The following is a 20,342-nucleotide window of genomic DNA, read 5'->3' as shown; positions in this document are numbered from 1 at the left end:
GCCTCAGGAGTCTTCGAGCATGGCCAAGATCATCTACACGCACACGGACGAGGCGCCCCTGCTGGCGACGTACTCCTTCCTCCCGATCGTGCAGGCCTACGCCGGCAAGGCCGGCGTGGACATCGAGACGCGCGACATCTCGCTCTCCGGGCGGATCCTGGCGCAGTTCGGGATCGTCGACGACGCCCTCGCCGAGCTCGGCGCGCTGGCCAAGACGCCCGAGGCCAACATCATCAAGCTGCCCAACGTCTCCGCCTCCATCCCGCAGCTCAAGGCCGCGATCACGGAGCTGCAGGAGCAGGGCTACGACCTCCCCGACTACCCGGAGAACGCCCAGACCGCCGAGGAGAAGGCCGTCGTCGCGAAGTACGACAAGGTCAAGGGCTCCGCGGTCAACCCGGTGCTGCGCGAGGGCAACTCCGACCGGCGCGCGCCGCTGTCGGTCAAGAACTACGCGAAGTCCCACCCGCACCGCATGGGTGCGTGGAGCAGCGACTCCAAGACCAACGTCGCGACGATGGGCAAGGACGACTTCTTCTCCAACGAGCTGTCGGTCGTCCTGCCCGGCGACGACACCCTGACCATCAAGCACATCGGCGTCGACGGCACCGAGACGGTGCTCAAGGACGGCCTGAAGGTGCTCGCCGGCGAGGTCGTCGACGCGACCTTCATGAACGTCGCCGCCCTGCGGCGCTTCCTCACCGAGCAGATCGCCCGCGCCAAGGCAGACGACGTGCTCTTCTCCGTGCACCTCAAGGCCACGATGATGAAGGTCTCCGACCCGATCATCTTCGGCCACGTCGTGCAGGCGTTCTTCCCCACCCTCTTCGAGCAGTACGGCGAGCAGCTGGCCGCGGCCGGCATCTCCCCGAACGACGGGCTCGGCGGCCTCCTCGGCGCGGTCGCGTCGCTGCCCGAGGGCGACGCCATCAAGGCGGCCGTCGCGGCCGGCCTGGCCGACGGCCCGGCGATGGCGATGGTCGACTCCGACAAGGGCATCACCAACCTGCACGTGCCCTCCGACGTCATCATCGACGCCTCGATGCCGGCGATGATCCGCGGCGGCGGCCACATGTGGGGCCCCGACGGCGCCGAGGCCGACACCCTCGCGGTGATCCCGGACTCCAGCTACGCCGGCATCTACCAGGCCACCATCGACGACTGCCGCACCCACGGCGCGCTCGACCCGGCGACGATGGGCTCCGTGCCCAACGTCGGCCTGATGGCCCAGGCGGCCGAGGAGTACGGCTCCCACGACAAGACCTTCGAGGCACCCGCGGCCGGCAGGATCCAGGTCGTCAACAGCGCCGGTGACGTGCTGACCGAGCACCACGTCGAGCCCGGCGACATCTGGCGCGCCTGCCAGACCAAGGACGCCCCGATCCGCGACTGGGTCAAGCTGGCCGTCACCCGCGCTCGCGCGTCCGGCTCGCCCGCCGTCTTCTGGCTCGACGAGGCCCGCGCCCACGACGCCAACCTGATCGCCAAGATCAACGAGTACCTCCCCGAGCACGACACCGAGGGCCTCACGATCGAGGTCATGACGCCGGCCGAGGCGACGACGTACTCCCTGGAGCGCGCCCGCCGCGGCGAGGACACGATCTCGGTCACCGGCAACGTGCTGCGCGACTACAACACCGACCTCTTCCCGATCCTCGAGCTCGGTACGTCGGCCAAGATGCTCTCCGTCGTCCCGCTGATGAACGGCGGTGGCCTGTTCGAGACCGGCGCCGGTGGCTCGGCCCCCAAGCACGTCCAGCAGCTGGTGAAGGAGAACTACCTGCGCTGGGACAGCCTGGGTGAGTTCTTCGCCCTGGTGCCCTCGCTGGAGCTGTACGCCGAGCAGGCCGGCACCCCGGGGGCCAAGGTGCTCGCCGACGCCCTCGACCGGGCGACCGGCACGTTCCTCAACGAGGACAAGTCGCCGACCCGTCGCGTCGGCGGCATCGACAACCGCGGCTCGCACTTCTACCTGGCGCTCTACTGGGCCCAGGAGCTGGCGGCGCAGAGCGAGGACGCCGAGCTGGCGGCCGCGTTCGCGCCGCTCGCGGAGCGGCTCGCCGCCGAGGAGCAGACGATCGTCGACGAGCTGGGCGCCGTGCAGGGCCACCCGGCCGACATCGGCGGCTACTACCGTCCCGACGACACCAAGGTGGAGGCCGTGATGCGTCCGTCGGCCACCCTCAACGCGGCACTGGCGTCCCTTGCCTGAGCACGACGCACCCGAGACCGAGGCCGGCTTCGCCCACTGGGACCAGAAGCCGGCCCTCGGTCGACGCGGGATGATCCTGGCGGTGGTGGTCCCGGTCCTGATCGCGGCGGCCGCCTTCGGTGTCGTCTCGCTGGTCTCGGAGGGCTCCGAGACCGCCGCCACGGCGATCAAGGTGCCGACCAACTCCTGGATCGCCGGCCAGCCCAGCGGCAGCACGCCGATCCAGGGGACCCTGGCGGTCGACTCGCGCCGCTGCGTCTACCTCGACGGCCCGGACGGCGAGGTGTGGCCGGTCTGGCCGGCCGGCTTCCGGGCCCGCCTCGACAGCACCGGCAAGGTGAGCCTGTACGACGGTGCCGACCACCTGGTCGCCCGCGACGGGGAGGGTGTGCGTGCCACCGGCGTCCTCAGCTCGCCGACCGCGTTCGCCGGCGAGACCTGCCTGCCCTCCGACGACGAGGTCGCGGTCGTGCAGTCCGAGGTGACCCGCGTCGGGTGAGGTGGGGGCCCAGCCTCCTACTGGTAGCGGAACGTCGCCACCAGCTCCTGCAGCCGGACCGACATCCGCGACAGGTCGCCGACCGCGCCGTGCAGCTGCTGCACGCCCTCGGTGGTCACCTGGGACGCGTCGGCCACCCGGCCGACCGTCTGGGCGATCTCGCCGGAGCCGGTGGCGGCGTCGGCGACGTTGCGGTTCATCTCCTGGGTGGTCAGGGTCTGCTCCTCGACCGCGGCGGCGATGGTGGTCTGCGAGTCGCTGATCCGCGCGACGACCGTGCCGATCTGGTTGATCGCGTCGGCCGCCCCGGCAGCGTCGGCCTGGATCGCGCCGACGCGCTGGGTGATCTCCTCGGTGGCCCGGGCGGTCTCCTGCGCGAGCTCCTTGACCTCGTTGGCCACGACCGCGAAGCCCTTGCCGGCCTCACCGGCCCGAGCGGCCTCGATGGTCGCGTTCAGCGCGAGCAGGTTGGTCTGCTCGGCGATCGAGGTGATCACCTCGACCACGTTGCCGATCTCCTGCGACGAGACGCCGAGCTTGCCGACCGTCACGCCCGTCTCGTCGGCCGTCTGCACGGCCTCGGCGGCCACCCCGGCCGCGTCGTGGGCGCTGCGGGCGATCTCCTGGATCGAGGCGCCCATCTGCTCCGAGCCGGCGGCCACGGTCTGCACGTTCTGCGAGACCGCCTCGGCGGCGGCGCTGACCAGCTGGGCCTCGGCCGAGGTCTCGACGGCGGAGGCGGAGATGGAGTCGGAGGTCGCGGCGATCTCCTCGGCGGCGGTCGCCACGGTCGTGGCGGACTCCGCCATCGTCGTGACGATCTGGCGCAGCGAGCCCATCGTGGTGTCGAACGCCGTGGCCAGCTGGCCGATCTCGTCGCGCTGCCGGATCTCCGGCGACGCGGTGAGGTCGCCCTCGGCCACCCGGTCGATCGCGGTGACGAAGCGGCGTACCGGGCGCACGACCGAGCGGGTGACGACCAGGCACATGGTGAGGGCCAGCAGCAGCGCCAGGCCCGCGACGACCACGATCAGGCGCTTGGCGGCCGCGGCCACGTCGTCGGCGTGCCGGTCCAGGGCGGCGGTCCGCGTGTCGACCGAGGTCACGAGCGCCTGGGTGCTCTCGAGGAGGTCCGACCAGGTGGTGGCCAGGTCGCCGGAGTTGAGGACCGTGAACGCGGCCTGCATCTCGGCGTCGGTCCGCACGGCCCCGAGCTGCTCGGCCCAGGCGTCCGAGGCGGCGAAGAAGTCGGTCCACTGCTGGGTGATCGTCTCGAACTGCGTGCGCTCACGCGCGCTGAGCGCCCCCTCGTCGAAGTCGGCGAGCAGCGTCTCGACGACGTCCCGGTCCGCGACCAGGCCCGACATGTTGTCCGCGTCCGGCTTCACGGCCGAGGCGGCCCCGGTCATCGTGGCCTCGGCGAAGATGAAGCCCTGCCAGCCGCTGACGTCGGCGTCGAGGTAGCGCAGCTCCTTGACGTCGTCGCGCATCGACGCGAGGCGCTGCTGGTCCGCGCGCAGGTCGACCTGCTGCTGCGCGGCGTGCACGCCGGTGGCGGTCACGACGACGAGCAGGACGCAGAGGATGCCGAAGGCCAGGGTGAGCCGGCGGCCGATGGACAGGTGGTGCAGCAACGTGCGCATGGTGAGGTGCCTCGGGGGTTCGACAGAGTGGTCATCCGTTCGATCGGCCGCGCCCCGCCCGACCTGAGGCGCGGAATAGGTCGGGCCCGTCCGCGGGTTGCAGACTGGGAGCGCTGCGTACGCCGTCAGCCGTGACCTCGACCCGACGACCCCCGGAAGGGCCCCGACCGTGACGACGACCGCCTCCGTGACCGACGCCAGCGCTGGGTCGGTGCCTGCCGGGCACTACCGCTGGGCGGTCCTCGCGCTCGCGCTGGGCGGGTTCGCCATCGGCACGACGGAGTTCGTGACGATGGGCCTGCTCCCGCAGATCGCCGACGGGGTCGGCGTGTCGATCCCGACCGCGGGCCACTTCATCTCGGCGTACGCCCTCGGCGTGGTCGTCGGCGCGCCCATCATCGCGATCTTCGGGGCCAGGCTGCCCCGGCGCGGCCTGCTCGCGGGCCTGATGGCGACGTACGCCGTCTTCAACGTGCTCAGCGCCGCCGCGTCGAGCTACGGGATGCTGATGGTCGCGAGGTTCCTCGACGGTCTGCCCCACGGTGCCTACTTCGGCGTCGCCTCGCTGGTGGCCGCCGGCCTGGCCGCGCCGGAGCACCGCGGTCGCGCGGTCGCCTCGGTGATGCTCGGCCTGTCGATCGCCAACGTCGTGGGCGTGCCCGCGGCGACCTGGATGGGCCAGCTGCTCGGCTGGCGCTCGGCGTACCTCGCCACGGCCGCGATCTCGGTGCTCACGGTCGGCCTGATCCTGCTCTTCGTGCCCTCGGTGCCGGGCAACCCCGCGGCGACCGGGCGACGCGAGATGCTGTTCTTCCGCAACGGCCAGGCCATGCTCACGCTGCTCGCGGGGGCGGTCGGCTTCGGCGGGCTCTTCGCGGTCTACTCCTACATCGCCCCGACGGTGACCGAGGTCGGCGGCCTGCCCGACTCGGCGGTCCCCGTCTTCACGGCGGCGTTCGGCATCGGCATGGTGGCCGGCACCTGGCTCGCCGGCCGGCTCGCCGACTGGTCGGTCTTCACGACCCTGATCTGGTCGGGCATCGGCTCCGGGATGGTCATGCTCCTGGTGTGGGCGCTCGCGCCGTACGGCTGGTGGCTGGCGCCGGCGATCTTCCTGGTCACCGCGATCGGCTCGGTGCTCGTGGTGAACCTGCAGCTGCGGCTGATGACCGTCTCGGGCGACGCGCAGACCCTCGGTGCGGCGATGAACCACGCCTCGCTGAACGTCGCGAACGCCCTCGGCGCCTGGCTCGGCGGCCTGGTGATCGCGGCCGGCTACGGCTACCGGGCCCCCGCCCTGGTCGGCGCCGCCCTCTCGGTCGCCGGCATCGCCGTCCTGCTGTGGTCGGCGGCGACGGACCGGGGCGAGACCGACCGGTAGCCCCCCGCGCGCTCGAGGCCCGGTCGATCGGCGAGAATGGTCGCCATGTCCACCACGACCGAGCCCGAGGTCTCGCCGGCGACGGCCGGGACCGGCGGCTCCCGTCCGCGGGTGCTCTCCGGCATCCAGCCGACCGCCGACTCCTTCCACTTCGGCAACTACCTCGGCGCCCTGCGGCAGTGGGTGGACCTGCAGGACGAGTACCAGCCGTTCTTCTTCATCGCCGACCTGCACGCGATCACGGTCGAGCAGGACCCGAAGGTGCTCCGCGAGCGCACCCTCCGGGCCGCGGCGCAGCTGCTGGCGATGGGCGTCGACCCGGACCGCGCGGCGATCTTCGTGCAGTCCCAGGTGCCCGAGCACGCCCAGCTCGGGTGGGTGCTGCAGTGCCTGACCGGGTTCGGCGAGGCCCGCCGGATGACGCAGTTCAAGGACAAGTCGGCCAAGGGCGGCGAGGGGGCGGCGAGCGTCGGGCTCTTCACCTACCCGATCCTCCAGGCGGCCGACATCCTGCTCTACCGGCCGCACTACGTCCCGGTCGGCGAGGACCAGCGCCAGCACCTCGAGCTGACCCGCGACCTCGCCCAGCGCTTCAACAGCCGCTACAAGAAGACGTTCCGGCTCCCGGAGCCCTACATCCTCAAGGCGACCGCCAAGATCACCGACCTGCAGGACCCGACCTCGAAGATGTCGAAGTCGGCGTCCTCGCCGTCGGGGATCATCGAGATGCTCGACGACCCCCGGGTCTCGGCCAAGAAGATCCGCTCCGCGGTGACCGACTCCGAGGCCGAGGTCCGCTTCGACACCGAGCACAAGCCCGGCGTCAGCAACCTGCTCACGATCTACTCGGCCCTCACCGGCCGCCCGGTCGCCGACCTCGAGGCCGACTACGCCGGCCGCGGCTACGGCGACCTCAAGAAGGACCTGGCCGAGGTCGTCGTCGACTTCGTGACCCCCTTCCGGGAGCGGACGCTCGAGCTGCTCGACGACCAGACCCACCTCTCCGAGGTGCTGCGCCGGGGCGCCGAGCAGGCCGGTGAGGTCGCCCGCGCCACGCTGCACGACGTCTACCAGCGGGTCGGCTTCGTCGCGGCGGGACAGTAGGGTCCTCAGAGTGCCGACGATTGGAGTGGCGGTCGCGATCCCGGAGCCCTGGGCGAGCGAGCTGCAGGACTACCGGACCGCCGTGGGAGACGCCACGGCGACGATGATCCCCACCCACATCACGCTGGTGCCGCCCACCGAGATCGACGACCTGCTCGTCGCCGACGTGGAGAAGCACCTCGAGGAGGTGGCGGCCGAGATCCCGGGCTACTGCGTACATCTGCGCGGGACGGGTACCTTCCGGCCCGTGTCACCCGTCGTCTTCGTGACCCTCGTCGAGGGCATCTCCCAGTGCGAGCAGCTCGCCGGCGCCGTACGCCGTGGCCCCCTCGACCTGGAGCTCCAGTACCCGTACCACCCGCACGTCACCGTCGCGCACCACCTCGAGGACCCGCTCCTCGACCGGGCGTTCGCCGAGCTCGCCGACTTCGAGTGCGAGTTCGAGGTCACCGACTTCCACCTCTACGTGCACGACGCCGACGCCGGCTGGCAGCCCACGCGCACCTTCGCGCTCCAGGGCACAGCCGGCTGAGATGCCGTCGATCAAGGAACGGGTCGCCGACCTCCGCAAGCGCCGGCCGCTGGTCGACCACGTGGTGCGCATGCAGGAGCACTACGGCGGGGTGAACGCCGGCCAGCAGGCCGGCGCGGTGACGTACTTCGCGTTCCTGTCCTTCTTCCCGATCCTCGCGCTGTCCTTCTTGGTCGTCGGGTGGATCGCTGTGATCTACCCGCGGGCCGAGAGCAACCTGACGACGGCGATCAACCAGCTGCTGCCGAACATGATCGGGCCGGGCGACGACCAGATCTCGCTCGACGACTTCCAGGGTGCGCAGACGACCATCGGCGTGGTCGCGCTGGTCAGCCTCGCCGCCGTCCTGTACGCCGGGCTGGGCTGGCTGTCGGGCATGCGCGCGGCGCTCGAGATCGTCTTCGAGGTGCCGAAGAAGGACCAGCCCAACTTCGTCTTCGGCAAGCTGCGCGACCTGCTCACCATGGTCCTGATCGGCGTCGTCCTGATCGTCTCGGTGGGTGTGTCGAGCCTGGTCAGCAGGTACTCCACCAAGCTCCTCGACCTCGTCGGGCTGGGCACCGAGCTCTCGCCGCTGCTCCAGGTGCTCACCGTTGCCCTCGGGATCCTCGCGAGCATGCTGCTCTTCGTCGTGCTCTTCAAGCTGCTCGCGGAGCCCGCGACACCCACCCGCTCGCTGTGGTCCGGTGCGCTGCTGGGTGCGCTCGCGTTCGAGGTGCTCAAGCGGCTCTCCGGCCTGCTGCTGGCCTCGACCAAGGACCAGCCGGCCTTCCAGGCCTTCGGGATCGCCCTGATCCTGATCATCTGGATCAACTACTTCTCGCGGGTCGTCCTGTACGCCGCCGCGTGGGCGCACACCTCGGCCGCGGCCCGGGCCGCACGACCCGCTCCCACGCCGGCGCCCGTCGAGGGGCCGCCGTCCCCGCCGCTGCGCCAGCGGGGGAGTGAGCTGGAGTACCCCTGGGCGGCGACCTACGCGGCCGGCGCCGCCACGATGCTCGGCCTGGTCGCCCTGACCCGCCGGCTCACCCGTACGTCCGGGAGGGACGCATGAGGCTCGAACGCAAGCACGGTTGGCTCCTGGTGGGCATCGCCGTCTGGAACTTCGTCGTCTGGGGCACGTTCATCAAGAACCTCGCTGCCTCGCACGCCTCCGGTGAGGACCGCCCCGGCGGCTACTACGTCGCCCACTCCGTGCTCATCGTCGTCGACCTCGCGATCGGCGTGGTGCTCGGCCTGCTCGGCCTGAGGGTCCTGCGCTCCCCGAAGCGCCCCGTCGGCCGGGACTGACCCTCAGGCGTCCCCGCTGCGGTCCGGGGCGGGCGAACGGCCGAAGCTGACCGACTCCACCACGGCGGGCGGTCCGTCCGCGGCCAGCTGCTGGTCGGGCAGCAGTCCGAGCGCGTCGTTGATGCTGGAGAACGCCAGCCGGAGCCCCACGAACGCGGTGATCGCCACGATCTCGGCGTCGGAGTAGCCAGCGGCCCGCAGCCGGTCGACGTCGGTGGCGGTCGTGCCGTTGGGGTCGCGGACGACCTGGCGGGCCCAGGTCGCGAGGGCGCGCTCGACGTCGCTCAGGCCGGCGTCCGTGCCCGTCAGGACGGCCGCGGCGACCTCGTCACCGGCTGCGGAGGCGAGCTTGCCGCCCCACGCGAGGGCGCAGTAGGCGTCACCGCGCGCGGCGGCCGTGGCGGCGACGAGGATCCCGCGCTGCCGGGGCGTGAGTCGCGCGGCCGTGCCGGCCGTGCCGAGCGCCCCGAAGAGCTGGTCCACCACCTCGGGCAGGTGCGCCCAGGCCCGCGAGGCGTTCATGACGTAGCCGAGCTCGTCCCGGTCGTCGGCGTACAGCTCCTCGACGGCCTCGGTCACCGGTGCCGGGCCCAGGAAGCTCGTGGACCCGTCGGCCGGCCGCTCGACGGGCCGGCGGGCGACGTAGCCGACGACGTCGATCTCCGCCCGAAGCGGCAGGCCCTCGCGGACGCGCTCCTCGGCGATGGTGCGGGCGTGGGCCAGGAAGGCCTCCTCGCCGACGACCTGGATGGCCTCGTACGCCGGACCGGTGCTGGCCAGGGCCAGGGCGTAGGCGTCCGGGTCGGCGAACTCCCAGGCGCAGGGCACCTGGACGCGCCGGACGTCCACGAAGCCGTGGCTGGTGAGCAGCTCCTCGCCCGCACCGGGCCGACCGAGCGAGACCATGGCCGCCTGGTGGGCGACGCTCCCCGTGCTGGCGAGCCGGAAGGGCGCGAGAGCCCACGCGCCGGGTGACGCCTTGATGTGTCCCCAGACGGTGAGGCCGATCCGGCCACCGGGCGCGAGCACCCGGTGGACCTCGGCGAGCGCGTCGGGGGTGGTGCCCCAGATGCCTCGGAAGCTGGTCACGACGTCGAAGTCGGCGTCGGCCCAGGGCAGGGCGTGCATGTCGCCGACCCGGACGTCGGCGTCGGGCAGCCGGTCGCGGGCGACGGCGACCAGGCGCCGGGACGCGTCGATGCCGGCGGGACGCGCGCCGCGCAGCGCACCGAGCTCCAGCGCGAGCCCGGCACCACAGGCGACGTCGAGCAGCCGGTCGCCCGCACGCAGCTCGAGGGCGTGGTGCAGCGCGACGTACTCCCGGCAGTTGGCCGGCTCGCTCAGGGTGGCGAACCGCACCGCCTGGCGTCCCCAGCCCTCGTCGACCTCCTCCCAGCCGGTCACAGCGCTGACACCATCTCGGCCACCAGCGGGTTGTCCAGCCCGGCCGCGGAGTCCACGGCGGCCTCGACGGCCCCTGGCCGGCCCAGGTGGGCCCGGTGCACGTGGGAGCGGGCGACGAGCTCCGCCATCTCTCCGCGGGCCGCCAGGGCCGACAGCTCCTCCACCCACGTCGACGCACGCGGGTGCCCGCAGGCGATGGCCACGGTGCACGTCGCGTCGAGGACATGGCCCCGGATCCACTGGTAGGCGTCGGGCCACCGGCCGCACCTCAGGCCGGCGTCCTCCAGCCACCTCAGGGCCGCGGGCAGGTCGTGACCGTCCGCCTCGAGGAGCCCCACCCCGCGGGCGGCGATGCCCTCCCAGCAGGGGTCGCCGAGCTGGCACGCGAGTGCGAAGGCGTGCTCCAGCCGGCTGTGGGCCGGTCCCGGTCGGCCCTCGGTCCGGTCGACCTCGGCCCGCAGCGACTCGGGCCACGGAGCGAAGGCGACCCAGGACTCGGCGCGGACGATCTCCAGCGAGTGGTCGAGCGCCTCTGCGGCTGCGGCTGAGTCGCCGCGCAGCAGGTGGACCCGACCGACCAGGGAGGAGGACCAGGCCGCCTGCCGCGGTGCGCCGCTGGAGTGCGCTCGACCGACGCTCTCGTCGAGTGCCGTCAGCGCCTCGGCGTAGCGAGCGCTGTCGGACAGGTTCATGCCGCGGATCCCCAGCACCGCCGCCAGCTCGGCCTCGTCATCCGTGAGCGAGACGGCCCGGTCCAACCAGGTGTCGGCCCGGTGGCGTCGTCCCGCCTGGACGTCGACGAAGGCGAGCTCCCGGGTGATCCGCGCTGCCGCGCGACGCTCCCCGGCGTCCTCCGCGCGGGCGAGGGCCTCGTGCAGGACGGCCGCACCCTCCTCGTCGCGGCCGCGAACGCCGTGTACGAGCGCGCTCCCGAGCGCGATCAGGGCGCGCACGCGGATCTCGTCCTCACCTGCTGCCGCGGCGTCGCCGACCGCCCGACGCAGGCACTCCAGGCCGGCGTCGACGGCCCCGGCGTTGACAGCGGCCTGCCCGGCCTCCAGCTGGGCGAGCGCTGCCTCCCGGCCCCGCGACGCCCCGGTGTGGGTGGAGCCGCGACCGGCCCGGAGGGCCGTCTCGAGCGCGGCGGACGGCACGACGTCCAGCTCGCGGTGGAAGAGGCGGGTGCAGCGCTCGACCTGCTCGCGGGCCGTGTCGGTCTGCCCCGCGGCGGTCAGGCAGCGCACCAGCAGGACCTGGTTGTTCTCCTCGAGCGGGTTCAGCTCGACCAGCCGGCTCGCCGAGGACACGGCCTCGGTGAGCCGGCCGTAGCCGAGGTGACGCAGTGCCTGCTCGTGCAGCACGGCCTCGCACGCGGCGCCCACCCGGCGACGCTCGATCTCGAGCCAGGTGTCGAAGCTCGGGCAACCCTCGAGGTGGATGCCTTCCAGCAGCTCGCCGGGCACCGCCGTACGCCAGCCCTCACCGGTGCCGGTCAGCACCAGCTCGGCGTCCACGGTCGTGCCGGCCGCCAGGTGCAGCTCGACGGGGTCCCCGGTGAGGCGGATCGCCGAGCCGAGGGTCCGGCGCAGGTCGGCCAGCGCCCACCGCAGCGCGCCGAGCGGGTCGTCCGCGTCCGGGAACAGCAGGGCGGACAGGTGCTGGCGCGATGCCGGTCGCCGGGTGAGCGCCAGGTAGGCGAGCACGGCCCAGGACTTCCGACCACGCAGGTGCGCGTCGGATCCGCCCGGGACCTCGATCCTGGGCGCACCCAGCAGGTGGATCATGACCTGGCTGGCCATGGCCGTGAGCGTACCTGTCAGCCGACCGGCACGCCGGCAGCCAGCGCGCGGACGTCGGCGGTCGACAGCGCGTTCCCACCGATGCCCCAGTGACCGCTCTTCACCTCCTCGACGACCACCCAGGTCACCCCTCGCATGTTCTCCCCCTCGATCTCGACCATCGCGTCGGTCAGACGCTCGACGATCTGGTGCTTCTGGGTGTCGTCGAAGACTCCCTCGATCAGCTTCACCTGGATCAGCGGCATGGTGCCTCCCTCTCGTGGACGGGACCCTGGTGGTCCCGGTGGTCCCACCGTGCGGGGCGTGCGTGTGAGGCGACGTGTGAGGCGAGGGGATCCGCGGGTCGAGTCCCTGGCCGCGAGGCCCGGACTTCTCTAGGCTCACGGGATGGGTGAGCGAGGAAGTGCGACGAGGTCTGCGGTGACCACCGACGCGGCCCCGGCGGCGCTCGGTCCCTACAGCCAGGCGATCGTCGCCGGCGGTTTCGTCTTCTGCTCGGGCACGGCGGGGATCGATCCGCAGACGGGACAGGTGCTCGAGGGCATCGAGGCGCAGACCGAGCAGGCCCTGCTCAACATCTCGGCCGTCCTCGAGGCCGCCGGCGCATCCCTGGACGACCTCGTGAAGACCACGATCTTCTACGCCGACGTCGACGACTTCGCGACGCTCAACGCGGTGTACTCGCGGTTCATGCCGGACCCGCCCCCCGCGCGCTCCGCACCCGCGAACGTGCGACTCCCACGGGGTCTGCTCGTCTCCATCGAGGCGATCGCGCTCCTGCCGACCTGACCCGGGCGGCGCACGTCATCCACTGCCGCCGGTCCCTGGTTGCCGGTAGGGTCGCAGGCGCGCGCCGGGTGCGTGCACGACGGATGGAGGCGCGGTGGCGGGGTCGGGTCTGCGGTTGCCCGCCGCGGCGGAGCGCGAGCCGGAGTACGGGCACGACGCGCTCGTCGTGTGCGACAACCTCGTGCGGATCTACCAGGCCGAGGGCATCGAGGTGCAGGCCCTCCAGGGCCTCGACCTGCTGGTGCACGACGGCGAGATGATCGCGATCGTCGGGGCGTCCGGCTCCGGGAAGTCGACGCTGCTGCAGGTGCTGGCCGGCGTGGACGCCCCGACCGCGGGCCGGGCTCGGGTGGCCGGCCACGACCTGCTCGACCTCTCCCGGGGGGAGCGGGTGCGCTACCGGCGCGACGTGGTCGGGTTCGTCCGGCAGCAGACCGCGCGCAACCTGGTGCCCTACCTCACCGCGACGCAGGTGATCGACCTGCCGATGACGATCGCCGGCAGGCCGCGGCGCGAGCGCGCGCAGCGCAGCGCACTGCTTCTCGAGGCCCTGGGCGTGACGCACTGCGCCGACCGTCGGCCCGACCAGATGTCCGGCGGCGAGCAGCAGCGGGTGGCGATCGGCGTCGCGCTGGCCAACGAGCCGCGGGTGCTGCTCGCCGACGAGCCGACCGGCGAGCTGGACAGCGAGACCGCGCAGGAGGTCTTCTCCGCGCTGCGGACCGCCAACCGCGACCTGGGCTCGACCGTCATCGTCGTCACGCACGACGCCGCGGTGAGCGGGCAGGTGGCCCGGACCGTGGCGATCCGCGACGGCCGGACCAGCAGCGAGGTGCTGCGCAGCGGCGACTCGCACGACGCCCTGGCCGAGGAGTACGCGGTCATGGACGGTGCCGGGCGCGTCCAGGTGCCCCGCGAGTACCGCGAGGCGCTGGCCCTCACCCGCCGGGTCCGGCTCGCGCTCGCCGAGGACCACGTCCAGATCCGCTCCGACCGCGATGCCGAGGAGTCCCCATGAGCGTCGCCGACGAGACCGCCCCGGGCCGGCACCGCGCGGCGGGGTCCTCGGCGGAGGCGATGGTCGAGGTGCGCGGGGTCACCCGCACGTACGGCAGCGGGGCCGGCACCGTGCACGCGCTGCGGGACGTCTCCTTCGACGTCGCACCGGGAGAGATGGTGGCCGTCGTGGGACGGTCGGGCTCCGGCAAGACCACGCTGCTCAACATGGTGGGTGGGCTCGACCGGCCCGACGCCGGGACCGTGCGCGTCGACGGCACCGAGGTCACCACCCTCGGCGACGCCGGGCTGAGCCGGCTGCGGCGCGAGACCGTGTCGTACATCTTCCAGACCTTCGGGCTGATGCCGCCGCTCACCGCGGCCGAGAACGTCGGGGTGCCCCTCCGGCTGCGTCGTACGCCCGTGCCCGAGCGCGAGGAGCGCGTCGCCCTCCTGCTCGACCTGGTCGGGCTGCGCGAGCACGCCGAGCAGCGCCCGGCCGAGCTGTCCGGAGGTCAGCAGCAGCGGGTGGCCATCGCCCGCGCGCTCGCCGGCTCGCCGCGGTTGCTCATCGCCGACGAGCCGACGGGGCAGCTGGACGCCGAGACGGGGGTCGCGATCATGGCTCTGCTCCGGGGCGTCGTGGAGTCCGAAGGGCTGACCGCGGTGGTCGCCACCCACGACCCGGTGATGATGGCGCTGGCCGACCGGGTGCTCACGATCGCCGACGGTCGCGTCGAGGGGTGACGGCACCGACGTGCTGAGCCTGGTCCTGCGGCGCGCCCGGGGGCAGCTCCGACTGGTCGCAGCCGTGGTCGCGCTCGTCGCCGTCGCCGCGACCCTGCTCGGCGTGTGCGCGCTGCTCCTCGGCCCGACCCAGGATCGAGCCTTCGACCTCGAGCTGCAGCCCGGCCAGCAGCAGGACGCCGCGCAGGGCTTCGCCATCGACGCGTTCCTGGTCCGGGTCCGCAACGACGACATCGTGGAGGTGCGCGAGAGCGCGGCGGACCAGCTCCGCGAGGTGGTCGGGGCGTTCGAGCCCCGGACCACCGTGGTCGAGACGTCGGCGATGCGCAGCCTCGCGGGGACCGGTGACCCCGCGGTCGGCTACCTCTCCGCCGGGGACGGGATCAAGCCGCGGAGCGAGCTCGTCTCGGGGCGGTGGCCCGCGAGCAGCACCGGAGCGATCGAGACGACGGTGCCCGAGGCGGTGGCCCGCCGTCTCGGTCTCGCGGCCGGTGACGAGGTCCGTCTGGGTGACACCACCGGCCTGGACGGCCTGTCCGGTCCGATGACGCTGGTGGTCGTCGGCACCTTCCGCCCCGCGTCGGACCTGGGATGGGAGAGCGACCCGCTGACGGGCGCCGGCGTGGACCCGGACCACGGCGACGGCGCGACGACCGCGACGGCGTACGGCCCGTTCGTCATCGACGACGCGGCGTTCCTGGCCAGCGGGTCGGCGGCAGCCCGGCTGCGGGTGACGGCCCGGCCCGTCATCACCGACGCCGACCGCGAGTCGGTGACCGCCGCGGTCCAGGCCTACGACGGGGCCGAGGACCGGCTCGCGGCGGACCTGGCCGATCGCGTGCAGCTTGTCCGGCTGGACTTCCCGCTGCCGGACATCCTGGAGGGGGTCGAGACCAACCGTGCCGCCAGCCGCTCGCTCGTGCTGGTCACGGTGCTGCTTGGAGGCACGCTCTCGCTGACGGCTCTGCTGCTGGCCGGCCGGCTCGTCGCCGCGGTCCGGGACGAGGAGCGGGCGCTGCTCGTCGCCTTCGGAGCCAGCCCGCGTCAGCAGCTCCGCGCGACGGGGCTGGAGGCGGTGCTGCTGGCGCTCGTCGCCGCGGCGCTCGCGCTGCCGGCGGCAGCCCTGCTGCACTCCCGGCTCACCCACCTGGCCGGCCCGAACGCGGCCGGGTTGGCCCAGGCGCCCACCGTCACCGCAGGGCTGGTGCTGACCGTGCTCGGGTGCTGCCTCGTGCTCGCCCCGGTGCTGGCGCTGGCGGCCTTCGACACGAGCACCACGACCGCGGCCACCCGCCGCCGGTGGGCCCTGGACCGCGTGCACGCCGACTGGACCCTGATCGTGGCAGCCGGGGCGGCGGCCGTCCTGGCCTGGTGGCAGCTGCGTGACCAGCCGGACACGACCACCGGCCGCGGCGACGTCGCGCTCACCCTCGCGCCGGTGGTGTGCGTGGTCGCCACCACCCTGGTCGTGCTGCGGCTGGTGCCGGTGCTGCTGCGCGTCTTCGCCCGGCTCGCCCGTCGCTCGCCCGCCCTGGTGCTGCCGTTGGCGGCCCAGCAGGCGGCCCGGCGTCCGCACCCGGGCACGGCCATGGCGCTGATCGCGACCGCTGTCGCGACGGCGACGTTCGGGCTCGGGCTCCGCTCGACCTGGGAGCGGTCGCAGGTGGACCAGGCGGACCTGCGCGTCGGCACCGACCTGAGCCTCGCCGTACGCACGACGCCGACGCAGGACGACGCGGCCGCCGTGCTGGCCGCCGTTGACGGGGAGTCCTCGGCCGTCTCGGCGGTCATCGACCGACCGGTGGCCATCGGCCGGTACGCCGGCTCGACCGACGCGCCGCCGCCGACGCTGGTCGCGGTGGACAGCGACGAGGCGGGTGACCTGCTCCGTGGCCGGCTGGACGGCGGCACCTGGGCCGGCGTCGGCGCGCGGCTGGACCCCGGCCCGGCCGTCCCGGGGTTGGTGCTCGCCGACGACACCGCCACCGTCCAGGGGCGGGCGGCCGGCACGCTGCCGGTCACGGCGACCACCACCGCAGTCGTGGAGGACACGGCAGGCGTGCGGCACACGCGCACCGCGGCGCCGGTGCGGCTCGACGGCACGGTCCGGCCGCTGGTCTGGAGCGCACCGGCGGCCGGGCTGAGGCTGGTGGCGCTCGCGCTGCACCTGGACGCGCCGCGACCTCGCCGCGACCAGCTCGCCCAGGCGGACGTCGCTCTCACCGTGACGCTGCCCGGGGTGAGCGAGGGCGGCACCTGGCACGCTCAGCCCCAGGACGAGGACCCCGTCCTGAACCCGTCCGTCACGGTCCGGCCCGCCGCGGACGCCATCCGGCTGCGCGCCGGCGCGGTGGTCGACACCGGCCGGCTGTCGGACGGTGGGGGAGACCTGCTGGTCACGGCGTTCGTCGCACCCGACGCCGTACCCGTGGCACTGTCGGAGGACCTCGCCGACGCCATCGGCGCCAGGACCGGTGACCTGCTCGAGGGCGACCTCAGCACCGTCGGGGTGCCCCTCGAGGTCGTCGCGGTCGTGTCCGACGTGCCGTCGGCGCCGGGCCGGCCGGCGGTGCTGGCCGACGCCGATACCGTGTCCCGCAGCCTGATCGCCGGGGGACAGCTGGAGCCGTTCGTGGACGCGTGGTGGGTGGGGGACCCCACCGTGCCGGCGGAGCAGGCGCTGAGCCGGCTGGAGCAGGGGTCGCTCGTCACCCGCGCCGGAGTGACCGCCGACCTGGCCCGCGGCCCGTTCGAGGTGATCGTGCCGACCGTCCTCACGACCCTGGTGGTGGCTGCGGTCGTGCTGCTCCTGGCCGGCATCGCCCTGGTCGCCGGGGCGGACCAGCGGCGCCGGGTGGTGGAGCTGACCCGGCTCCGTGCCCTCGGGCTGCCCCGGCGCGGCGCCCAGCGGCTGATGCTGGCCGAGTACGCCGCCTCGCTGGCGCCGCTGCTGTGCCTCGGCGTCCTGGTCGGACTGGGCGCCGCGTGGGTGCTCGGACCGTTGATGGTCCGCTCGGACGTGGGCGCGGCCCCGGTGCCGACGGCGGTCCTGGACTGGCCGTGGGGGAGCGCCGCCCTGGCCCTCGGCGGCGCGGTGCTCGGGTCGACGCTGGTCGCCTGGGCGGTCGCGGTGCGCCAGGTGCGCGCCTCGGACCGGGCCGGGCTGCGGACGGGTGACTCCTGATGCGCGTGCGGATCCACCGGCCCACGGTGCGCGGGCGGCTCCGCGCCGACCGTGGGCTGCTGGTGCTGACGGCGCTGATCGTGGCCCTGACCTCGGCCCTGCTCGCGGCGATCTGGCCGCTCACCGTGCGCACCGCGGACGACGCCATGGCCGCGAGCGTCCGGGAGGCGGGGCCGGGTGCCGCGGTGGTGGCGACCCTGCCGCAGCCGCCCGCCGCCGGCGAGCGGCGCCGCTACGCGGACGCTCCGGAGAGGTTCGCGCTGGACGTGAAGTTCACCGGCAACGAGATCCCCGACCGGCTGGCGTCGGTGGTGCACCCCAGCGTCGCCTCGTACGTCTCCCCGTCGCTGCCGGTGGACGGCGCGGGTCCGAGGCGCACCCTGCGACTCGTCTACGCGGTCTCGCCGACCGAGCCGCCGGCGGTGACCTGGGTGGCGGGGCGTGCGCCCGGGTCGAGTGCCGGCCCCGGCGAGGCCGACATCGTCGTGGCAGAGGGCGACGCGCCGTGGCCGGTGCAGGTCGGGCTCTCCGAGCGGGCCGCTGCCGCGCTCGGCGTCGGGCCGGGTGCGCGCCTCACCCTGGAGGACCAGTCCGGCCAGGACGTGGACGTGCGCGTCAGCGGCATCTACACCCCGGACCGCCCGGACGACCCGGCATGGGCGGTGGCGCGCGAGCTGCTCAGCCCGGCGGTCGGCACCGCCGACGGGATCGAGCGCACCTCGGTGGCGGCGCTGGTCTCGTCGGAGGCGCTGCCCGACCTGCGGGTCGCCGTACCGTCGGACCACCTGACCCAGCGCATCACCTACCTGCCCGACCCGGAGGCGGTGCGCTGGGAGCAGACCTCGGCCCTGCGCCGCGACGTGGTCGAGCTGAGGGCCATGCCCGGCCTGGACAGCGGTCAGACCGGGTGGGACGGCGCGCTGGACCGGGTGCTCGCTGACGCGTCGGCCGAGGTCGCGCGTGCGCGGGGCCGGGCGCAGGTGGTGCTCCTCGGGCTGCTCGCCACCGCGGCGCTGACGATGGTCCTCGCCGCTCGGCTGCTGGCCCGCCGGCGCGCCGGTCCGCTGACCCTCGCCCGTGAGCGGGGCGCGACGCTGGTCGGCATCGGGGCCGAGCTCACGATCGAGGCGGTGCTGGTGGCGGTGGTCGGCACGGCGCTCGGGGTCGGGGTCACGGCGGCCCTGCTCGGATCGCTCAGCCTGAGCTGGGTGCTGCCCGTGGTCGTGGTGGCGGTCGTCGCCGCGCCCGTGCTCGGCACGGTCGAGGCGGACCGCGCCACGGGTGCCCGCCGGGAGCCCGCCAACCGGGCCGCCCGACGTGTCGCCGGGCGACGGCGCCGGGTGCGGCGGGTGGTGCTCGAGGCGGGGGTCGTCGTGCTCGCCGGCGTCACGTTCGTCGCCCTGCAGCAGCGCGGTCCGGTCACGGGTGACGCCGTCCCGGCCAGCACGCCCACCGTGTGGGCGCTGGTCGGTGCGCTGGTGCTGGTCCGGCTCCTCCCGCTGCTGGGGCGCCGGCTGCTGCGGGGGGCGGGTCGGTCGGCCGCCGCGCTGCCGTTCTTCGTGGCGGCCCGGGTGGTGGCCGGTGGGCTGAGCGCCCTGCCGCTGGTCGTCGTGGTCGTCGCGGTGGCGCAGGTCGCCTTCTGCAGCATCCTGGCCGCCACCCAGCAACGCGGCCAGGAGGCCGGTGCCCTGCTCGCCGTCGGCGGTGACGCACGGCTCGAGTCGGTGCCCGGCGAGGAGGTCTCGGCGAGGGCCGGCCCGGTCGGCCGGGCGCCCGGGGTGGTGGCCGCGGTGGCCGGCCGGGTCGCCGACGGGACGCTCGTGTCCGCGGTGTCCACGGGCGCCTCGGTGCGCCTGGTCGTCGTCGACGCCCGGGCCTACGAGCGGCTGCTGGCCGCCAGCGACCTGCCCGACGCACCTCAGCTCGAGCGACTGGCGGCCGCGGGCGGCGAGGGCGCCCCGGTGCCGGCCCTGCTGCTCGGCGGCCCGTCGGGCCTCGAGGACGGCCTGCAGGTGCGTTGGGGGGACCGGGTGAGCGTCCCTCTCGACGTGGTCGGCGAGGCGCCCCGGGTCGATGCCGCCACCGACCCGGTGGTCGTCGTCGACGCCGCCGCCTTCGCCGCGGCCGGCGCGGTCGCCGACCCCGACACCATCTGGGCCGTGGGACCCGGTGCTCCCCAGGCACTGCGATCGGCGGCCGAGGTCGACCCGTCCGACGCCGTGACGACGTACGACGACGTGCTCACCAGGCTGCGTGCCGCGCCGCTGCCCGCGGCGCTGGTGCACCTGGCCGTGACGGCATCGCTCCTCCTGCTGCTGCTCGCCGGGCTCGGGGTGGTGCTGGGCGCCGCGGTCGACGCCCCCGCCCGCGCCACCGCGCTGGGCCGCCTGCGCTCGCTCGGCCTCGGCGAGCGCGAGCTGCGGCGGGTGCTCGCCGGGGAGCTGCTGGTGCCGGTGCTCGCCGGCGTGGTGGTCGGCGTCGTGGTCGGCGTCGCCACCGCCTGGTCGACCTTCGGTCTGCTCGGGCTCGAGCAGGTGACGGGTCAGAGCGAGCAGCCGCAGCTCGTCGTCCCGCTGTGGACGGGGCTGACAGCCCTCGCGCCGCCGCTGGTGGCGCTCGTGGTGGCGGCGCGACAGAGCAGCCGGATCCGGCGCACCGACCTGGCGCGCCTGCTGCGCAGCGGCGACGTCCGGTAGCCGGATCCCGACGGCACCGAGCCGCTCACGACCCGAAATCACCGAGTCGGCGCCAGATTGCACTCG

General features: G+C 74.0%; 16 protein-coding genes. 12 read left to right on the top strand and 4 right to left on the bottom strand.

Annotation, left to right across the window (positions count from 1 at the left end; translation table 11 throughout):
- Window positions 1–19: 19 nt before the first annotated feature.
- Together N542_RS0103070 and N542_RS0103065 are read left to right on the top strand one after the other, a co-directional pair.
- Window positions 20–2,212, top strand: coding sequence for an NADP-dependent isocitrate dehydrogenase (locus N542_RS0103070; RefSeq protein ID WP_028642679.1), 2,193 nt, complete (start codon window positions 20–22; stop codon window positions 2,210–2,212).
- The gene (locus tag N542_RS0103065; protein WP_028642678.1) at window positions 2,205–2,711 is read left to right on the top strand and encodes a hypothetical protein; all 507 of its coding nucleotides are present in this window, start codon (window positions 2,205–2,207) and stop codon (window positions 2,709–2,711) included. The genes N542_RS0103070 and N542_RS0103065 overlap by 8 nt, the downstream gene beginning before the upstream one ends.
- Window positions 2,712–2,728: 17 nt before the next feature.
- Here N542_RS0103065 and N542_RS0103060 read toward each other — a convergent pair whose 3' ends face one another.
- Window positions 2,729–4,354, bottom strand: coding sequence for a methyl-accepting chemotaxis protein (locus N542_RS0103060; protein WP_028642677.1), 1,626 nt, complete (start codon window positions 4,352–4,354; stop codon window positions 2,729–2,731).
- Between the two features lie 169 nt (window positions 4,355–4,523).
- Between N542_RS0103060 and N542_RS0103055 the strand changes: the two genes are divergently transcribed.
- From N542_RS0103055 to N542_RS0103035, 5 genes are read left to right on the top strand one after another with little or no spacing between them, the layout of a single operon-like run.
- A complete protein-coding gene (locus N542_RS0103055) occupies window positions 4,524–5,735 on the top strand; it encodes an MFS transporter (protein ID WP_028642676.1) in 1,212 nt (403 codons plus the stop codon).
- 45 nt (window positions 5,736–5,780) lie between these two features.
- A complete protein-coding gene (trpS, locus tag N542_RS0103050) occupies window positions 5,781–6,839 on the top strand; it encodes a tryptophan--tRNA ligase (RefSeq protein ID WP_028642675.1) in 1,059 nt (352 codons plus the stop codon).
- Window positions 6,840–6,849: 10 nt separating this feature from the next.
- Window positions 6,850–7,371, top strand: coding sequence for a 2'-5' RNA ligase family protein (locus N542_RS0103045; protein WP_028642674.1), 522 nt, complete (start codon window positions 6,850–6,852; stop codon window positions 7,369–7,371).
- 1 nt (window position 7,372) lies between these two features.
- Window positions 7,373–8,425 (top strand): YihY/virulence factor BrkB family protein, encoded by a 1,053-nt coding sequence (locus tag N542_RS23115; protein WP_051551334.1) that lies wholly within the window; start codon window positions 7,373–7,375, stop codon window positions 8,423–8,425.
- Window positions 8,422–8,661, top strand: a complete 240-nt coding sequence (locus N542_RS0103035; protein ID WP_028642673.1) for an SCO4848 family membrane protein — start codon at window positions 8,422–8,424, stop codon at window positions 8,659–8,661. Before N542_RS23115 ends, N542_RS0103035 begins: the two co-directional genes overlap by 4 nt.
- A 3-nt stretch (window positions 8,662–8,664) precedes the next feature.
- Here N542_RS0103035 and N542_RS26995 read toward each other — a convergent pair whose 3' ends face one another.
- The 3 genes from N542_RS26995 to N542_RS0103015 are packed head-to-tail and all read right to left on the bottom strand — an operon-like array spanning window position 8,665 to window position 12,109.
- Complete coding sequence (locus N542_RS26995) at window positions 8,665–10,065, bottom strand: methyltransferase domain-containing protein (RefSeq protein WP_081794992.1); 1,401 nt, start codon at window positions 10,063–10,065, stop codon at window positions 8,665–8,667.
- Window positions 10,062–11,864 carry an AfsR/SARP family transcriptional regulator gene (locus N542_RS0103020; protein WP_028642672.1) on the bottom strand — a complete coding sequence of 601 codons (1,803 nt, stop codon included), beginning with the start codon at window positions 11,862–11,864 and terminating at the stop codon, window positions 10,062–10,064. The genes N542_RS26995 and N542_RS0103020 overlap by 4 nt, the downstream gene beginning before the upstream one ends.
- A gap of 17 nt (window positions 11,865–11,881) precedes the next feature.
- Complete coding sequence (locus N542_RS0103015) at window positions 11,882–12,109, bottom strand: tautomerase family protein (protein ID WP_028642671.1); 228 nt, start codon at window positions 12,107–12,109, stop codon at window positions 11,882–11,884.
- Between the two features lie 175 nt (window positions 12,110–12,284).
- Here N542_RS0103015 and N542_RS0103010 point away from each other — a divergent pair, with 175 nt between their 5' ends.
- The 5 genes from N542_RS0103010 to N542_RS0102990 all read left to right on the top strand — a co-directional run bounded on the left by N542_RS0103010 (window position 12,285) and on the right by N542_RS0102990 (window position 20,276).
- Complete coding sequence (locus N542_RS0103010; RefSeq protein WP_028642670.1) at window positions 12,285–12,653, top strand: Rid family detoxifying hydrolase; 369 nt, start codon at window positions 12,285–12,287, stop codon at window positions 12,651–12,653.
- Between the two features lie 115 nt (window positions 12,654–12,768).
- On the top strand, window positions 12,769–13,671 hold the full coding sequence (locus N542_RS0103005) for an ABC transporter ATP-binding protein (protein ID WP_231482424.1): 903 nt from the start codon (window positions 12,769–12,771) through the stop codon (window positions 13,669–13,671).
- A complete protein-coding gene (locus tag N542_RS0103000; protein WP_231482415.1) occupies window positions 13,668–14,396 on the top strand; it encodes an ABC transporter ATP-binding protein in 729 nt (242 codons plus the stop codon). Before N542_RS0103005 ends, N542_RS0103000 begins: the two co-directional genes overlap by 4 nt.
- 10 nt (window positions 14,397–14,406) lie before the next feature.
- Entirely contained in the window at window positions 14,407–17,580 is a 3,174-nt protein-coding gene (locus N542_RS0102995) for an FtsX-like permease family protein (RefSeq protein ID WP_028642667.1), read from the top strand.
- Window positions 17,580–20,276, top strand: a complete 2,697-nt coding sequence (locus N542_RS0102990; protein ID WP_028642666.1) for an FtsX-like permease family protein — start codon at window positions 17,580–17,582, stop codon at window positions 20,274–20,276. Before N542_RS0102995 ends, N542_RS0102990 begins: the two co-directional genes overlap by 1 nt.
- Window positions 20,277–20,342 lie beyond the last annotated feature (66 nt).

The organism is Nocardioides sp. URHA0020 (genome assembly GCF_000620705.1).
GTDB lineage: Bacteria > Actinomycetota > Actinomycetes > Propionibacteriales > Nocardioidaceae > Nocardioides.
The sequence above is the reverse complement of the archived record's forward strand: the minus strand, read 5'-3'. Positions and strand labels throughout refer to the sequence as shown.

Coding starts and splice junctions, on each gene's coding strand:
- N542_RS0103035 (WP_028642673.1), top strand. CDS start 8,422: ATGAGGCTCGAACGCAAGCACGGTTGGCTCCTGGTGGGCATCGCCGTC.
- N542_RS0103015 (WP_028642671.1), bottom strand. CDS start 12,109: ATGCCGCTGATCCAGGTGAAGCTGATCGAGGGAGTCTTCGACGACACC.
- trpS (WP_028642675.1), top strand. CDS start 5,781: ATGTCCACCACGACCGAGCCCGAGGTCTCGCCGGCGACGGCCGGGACC.
- N542_RS23115 (WP_051551334.1), top strand. CDS start 7,373: ATGCCGTCGATCAAGGAACGGGTCGCCGACCTCCGCAAGCGCCGGCCG.
- N542_RS0103060 (WP_028642677.1), bottom strand. CDS start 4,354: ATGCGCACGTTGCTGCACCACCTGTCCATCGGCCGCCGGCTCACCCTG.
- N542_RS0103020 (WP_028642672.1), bottom strand. CDS start 11,864: ATGGCCAGCCAGGTCATGATCCACCTGCTGGGTGCGCCCAGGATCGAG.
- N542_RS0103070 (WP_028642679.1), top strand. CDS start 20: ATGGCCAAGATCATCTACACGCACACGGACGAGGCGCCCCTGCTGGCG.
- N542_RS0103000 (WP_231482415.1), top strand. CDS start 13,668: ATGAGCGTCGCCGACGAGACCGCCCCGGGCCGGCACCGCGCGGCGGGG.
- N542_RS0102990 (WP_028642666.1), top strand. CDS start 17,580: ATGCGCGTGCGGATCCACCGGCCCACGGTGCGCGGGCGGCTCCGCGCC.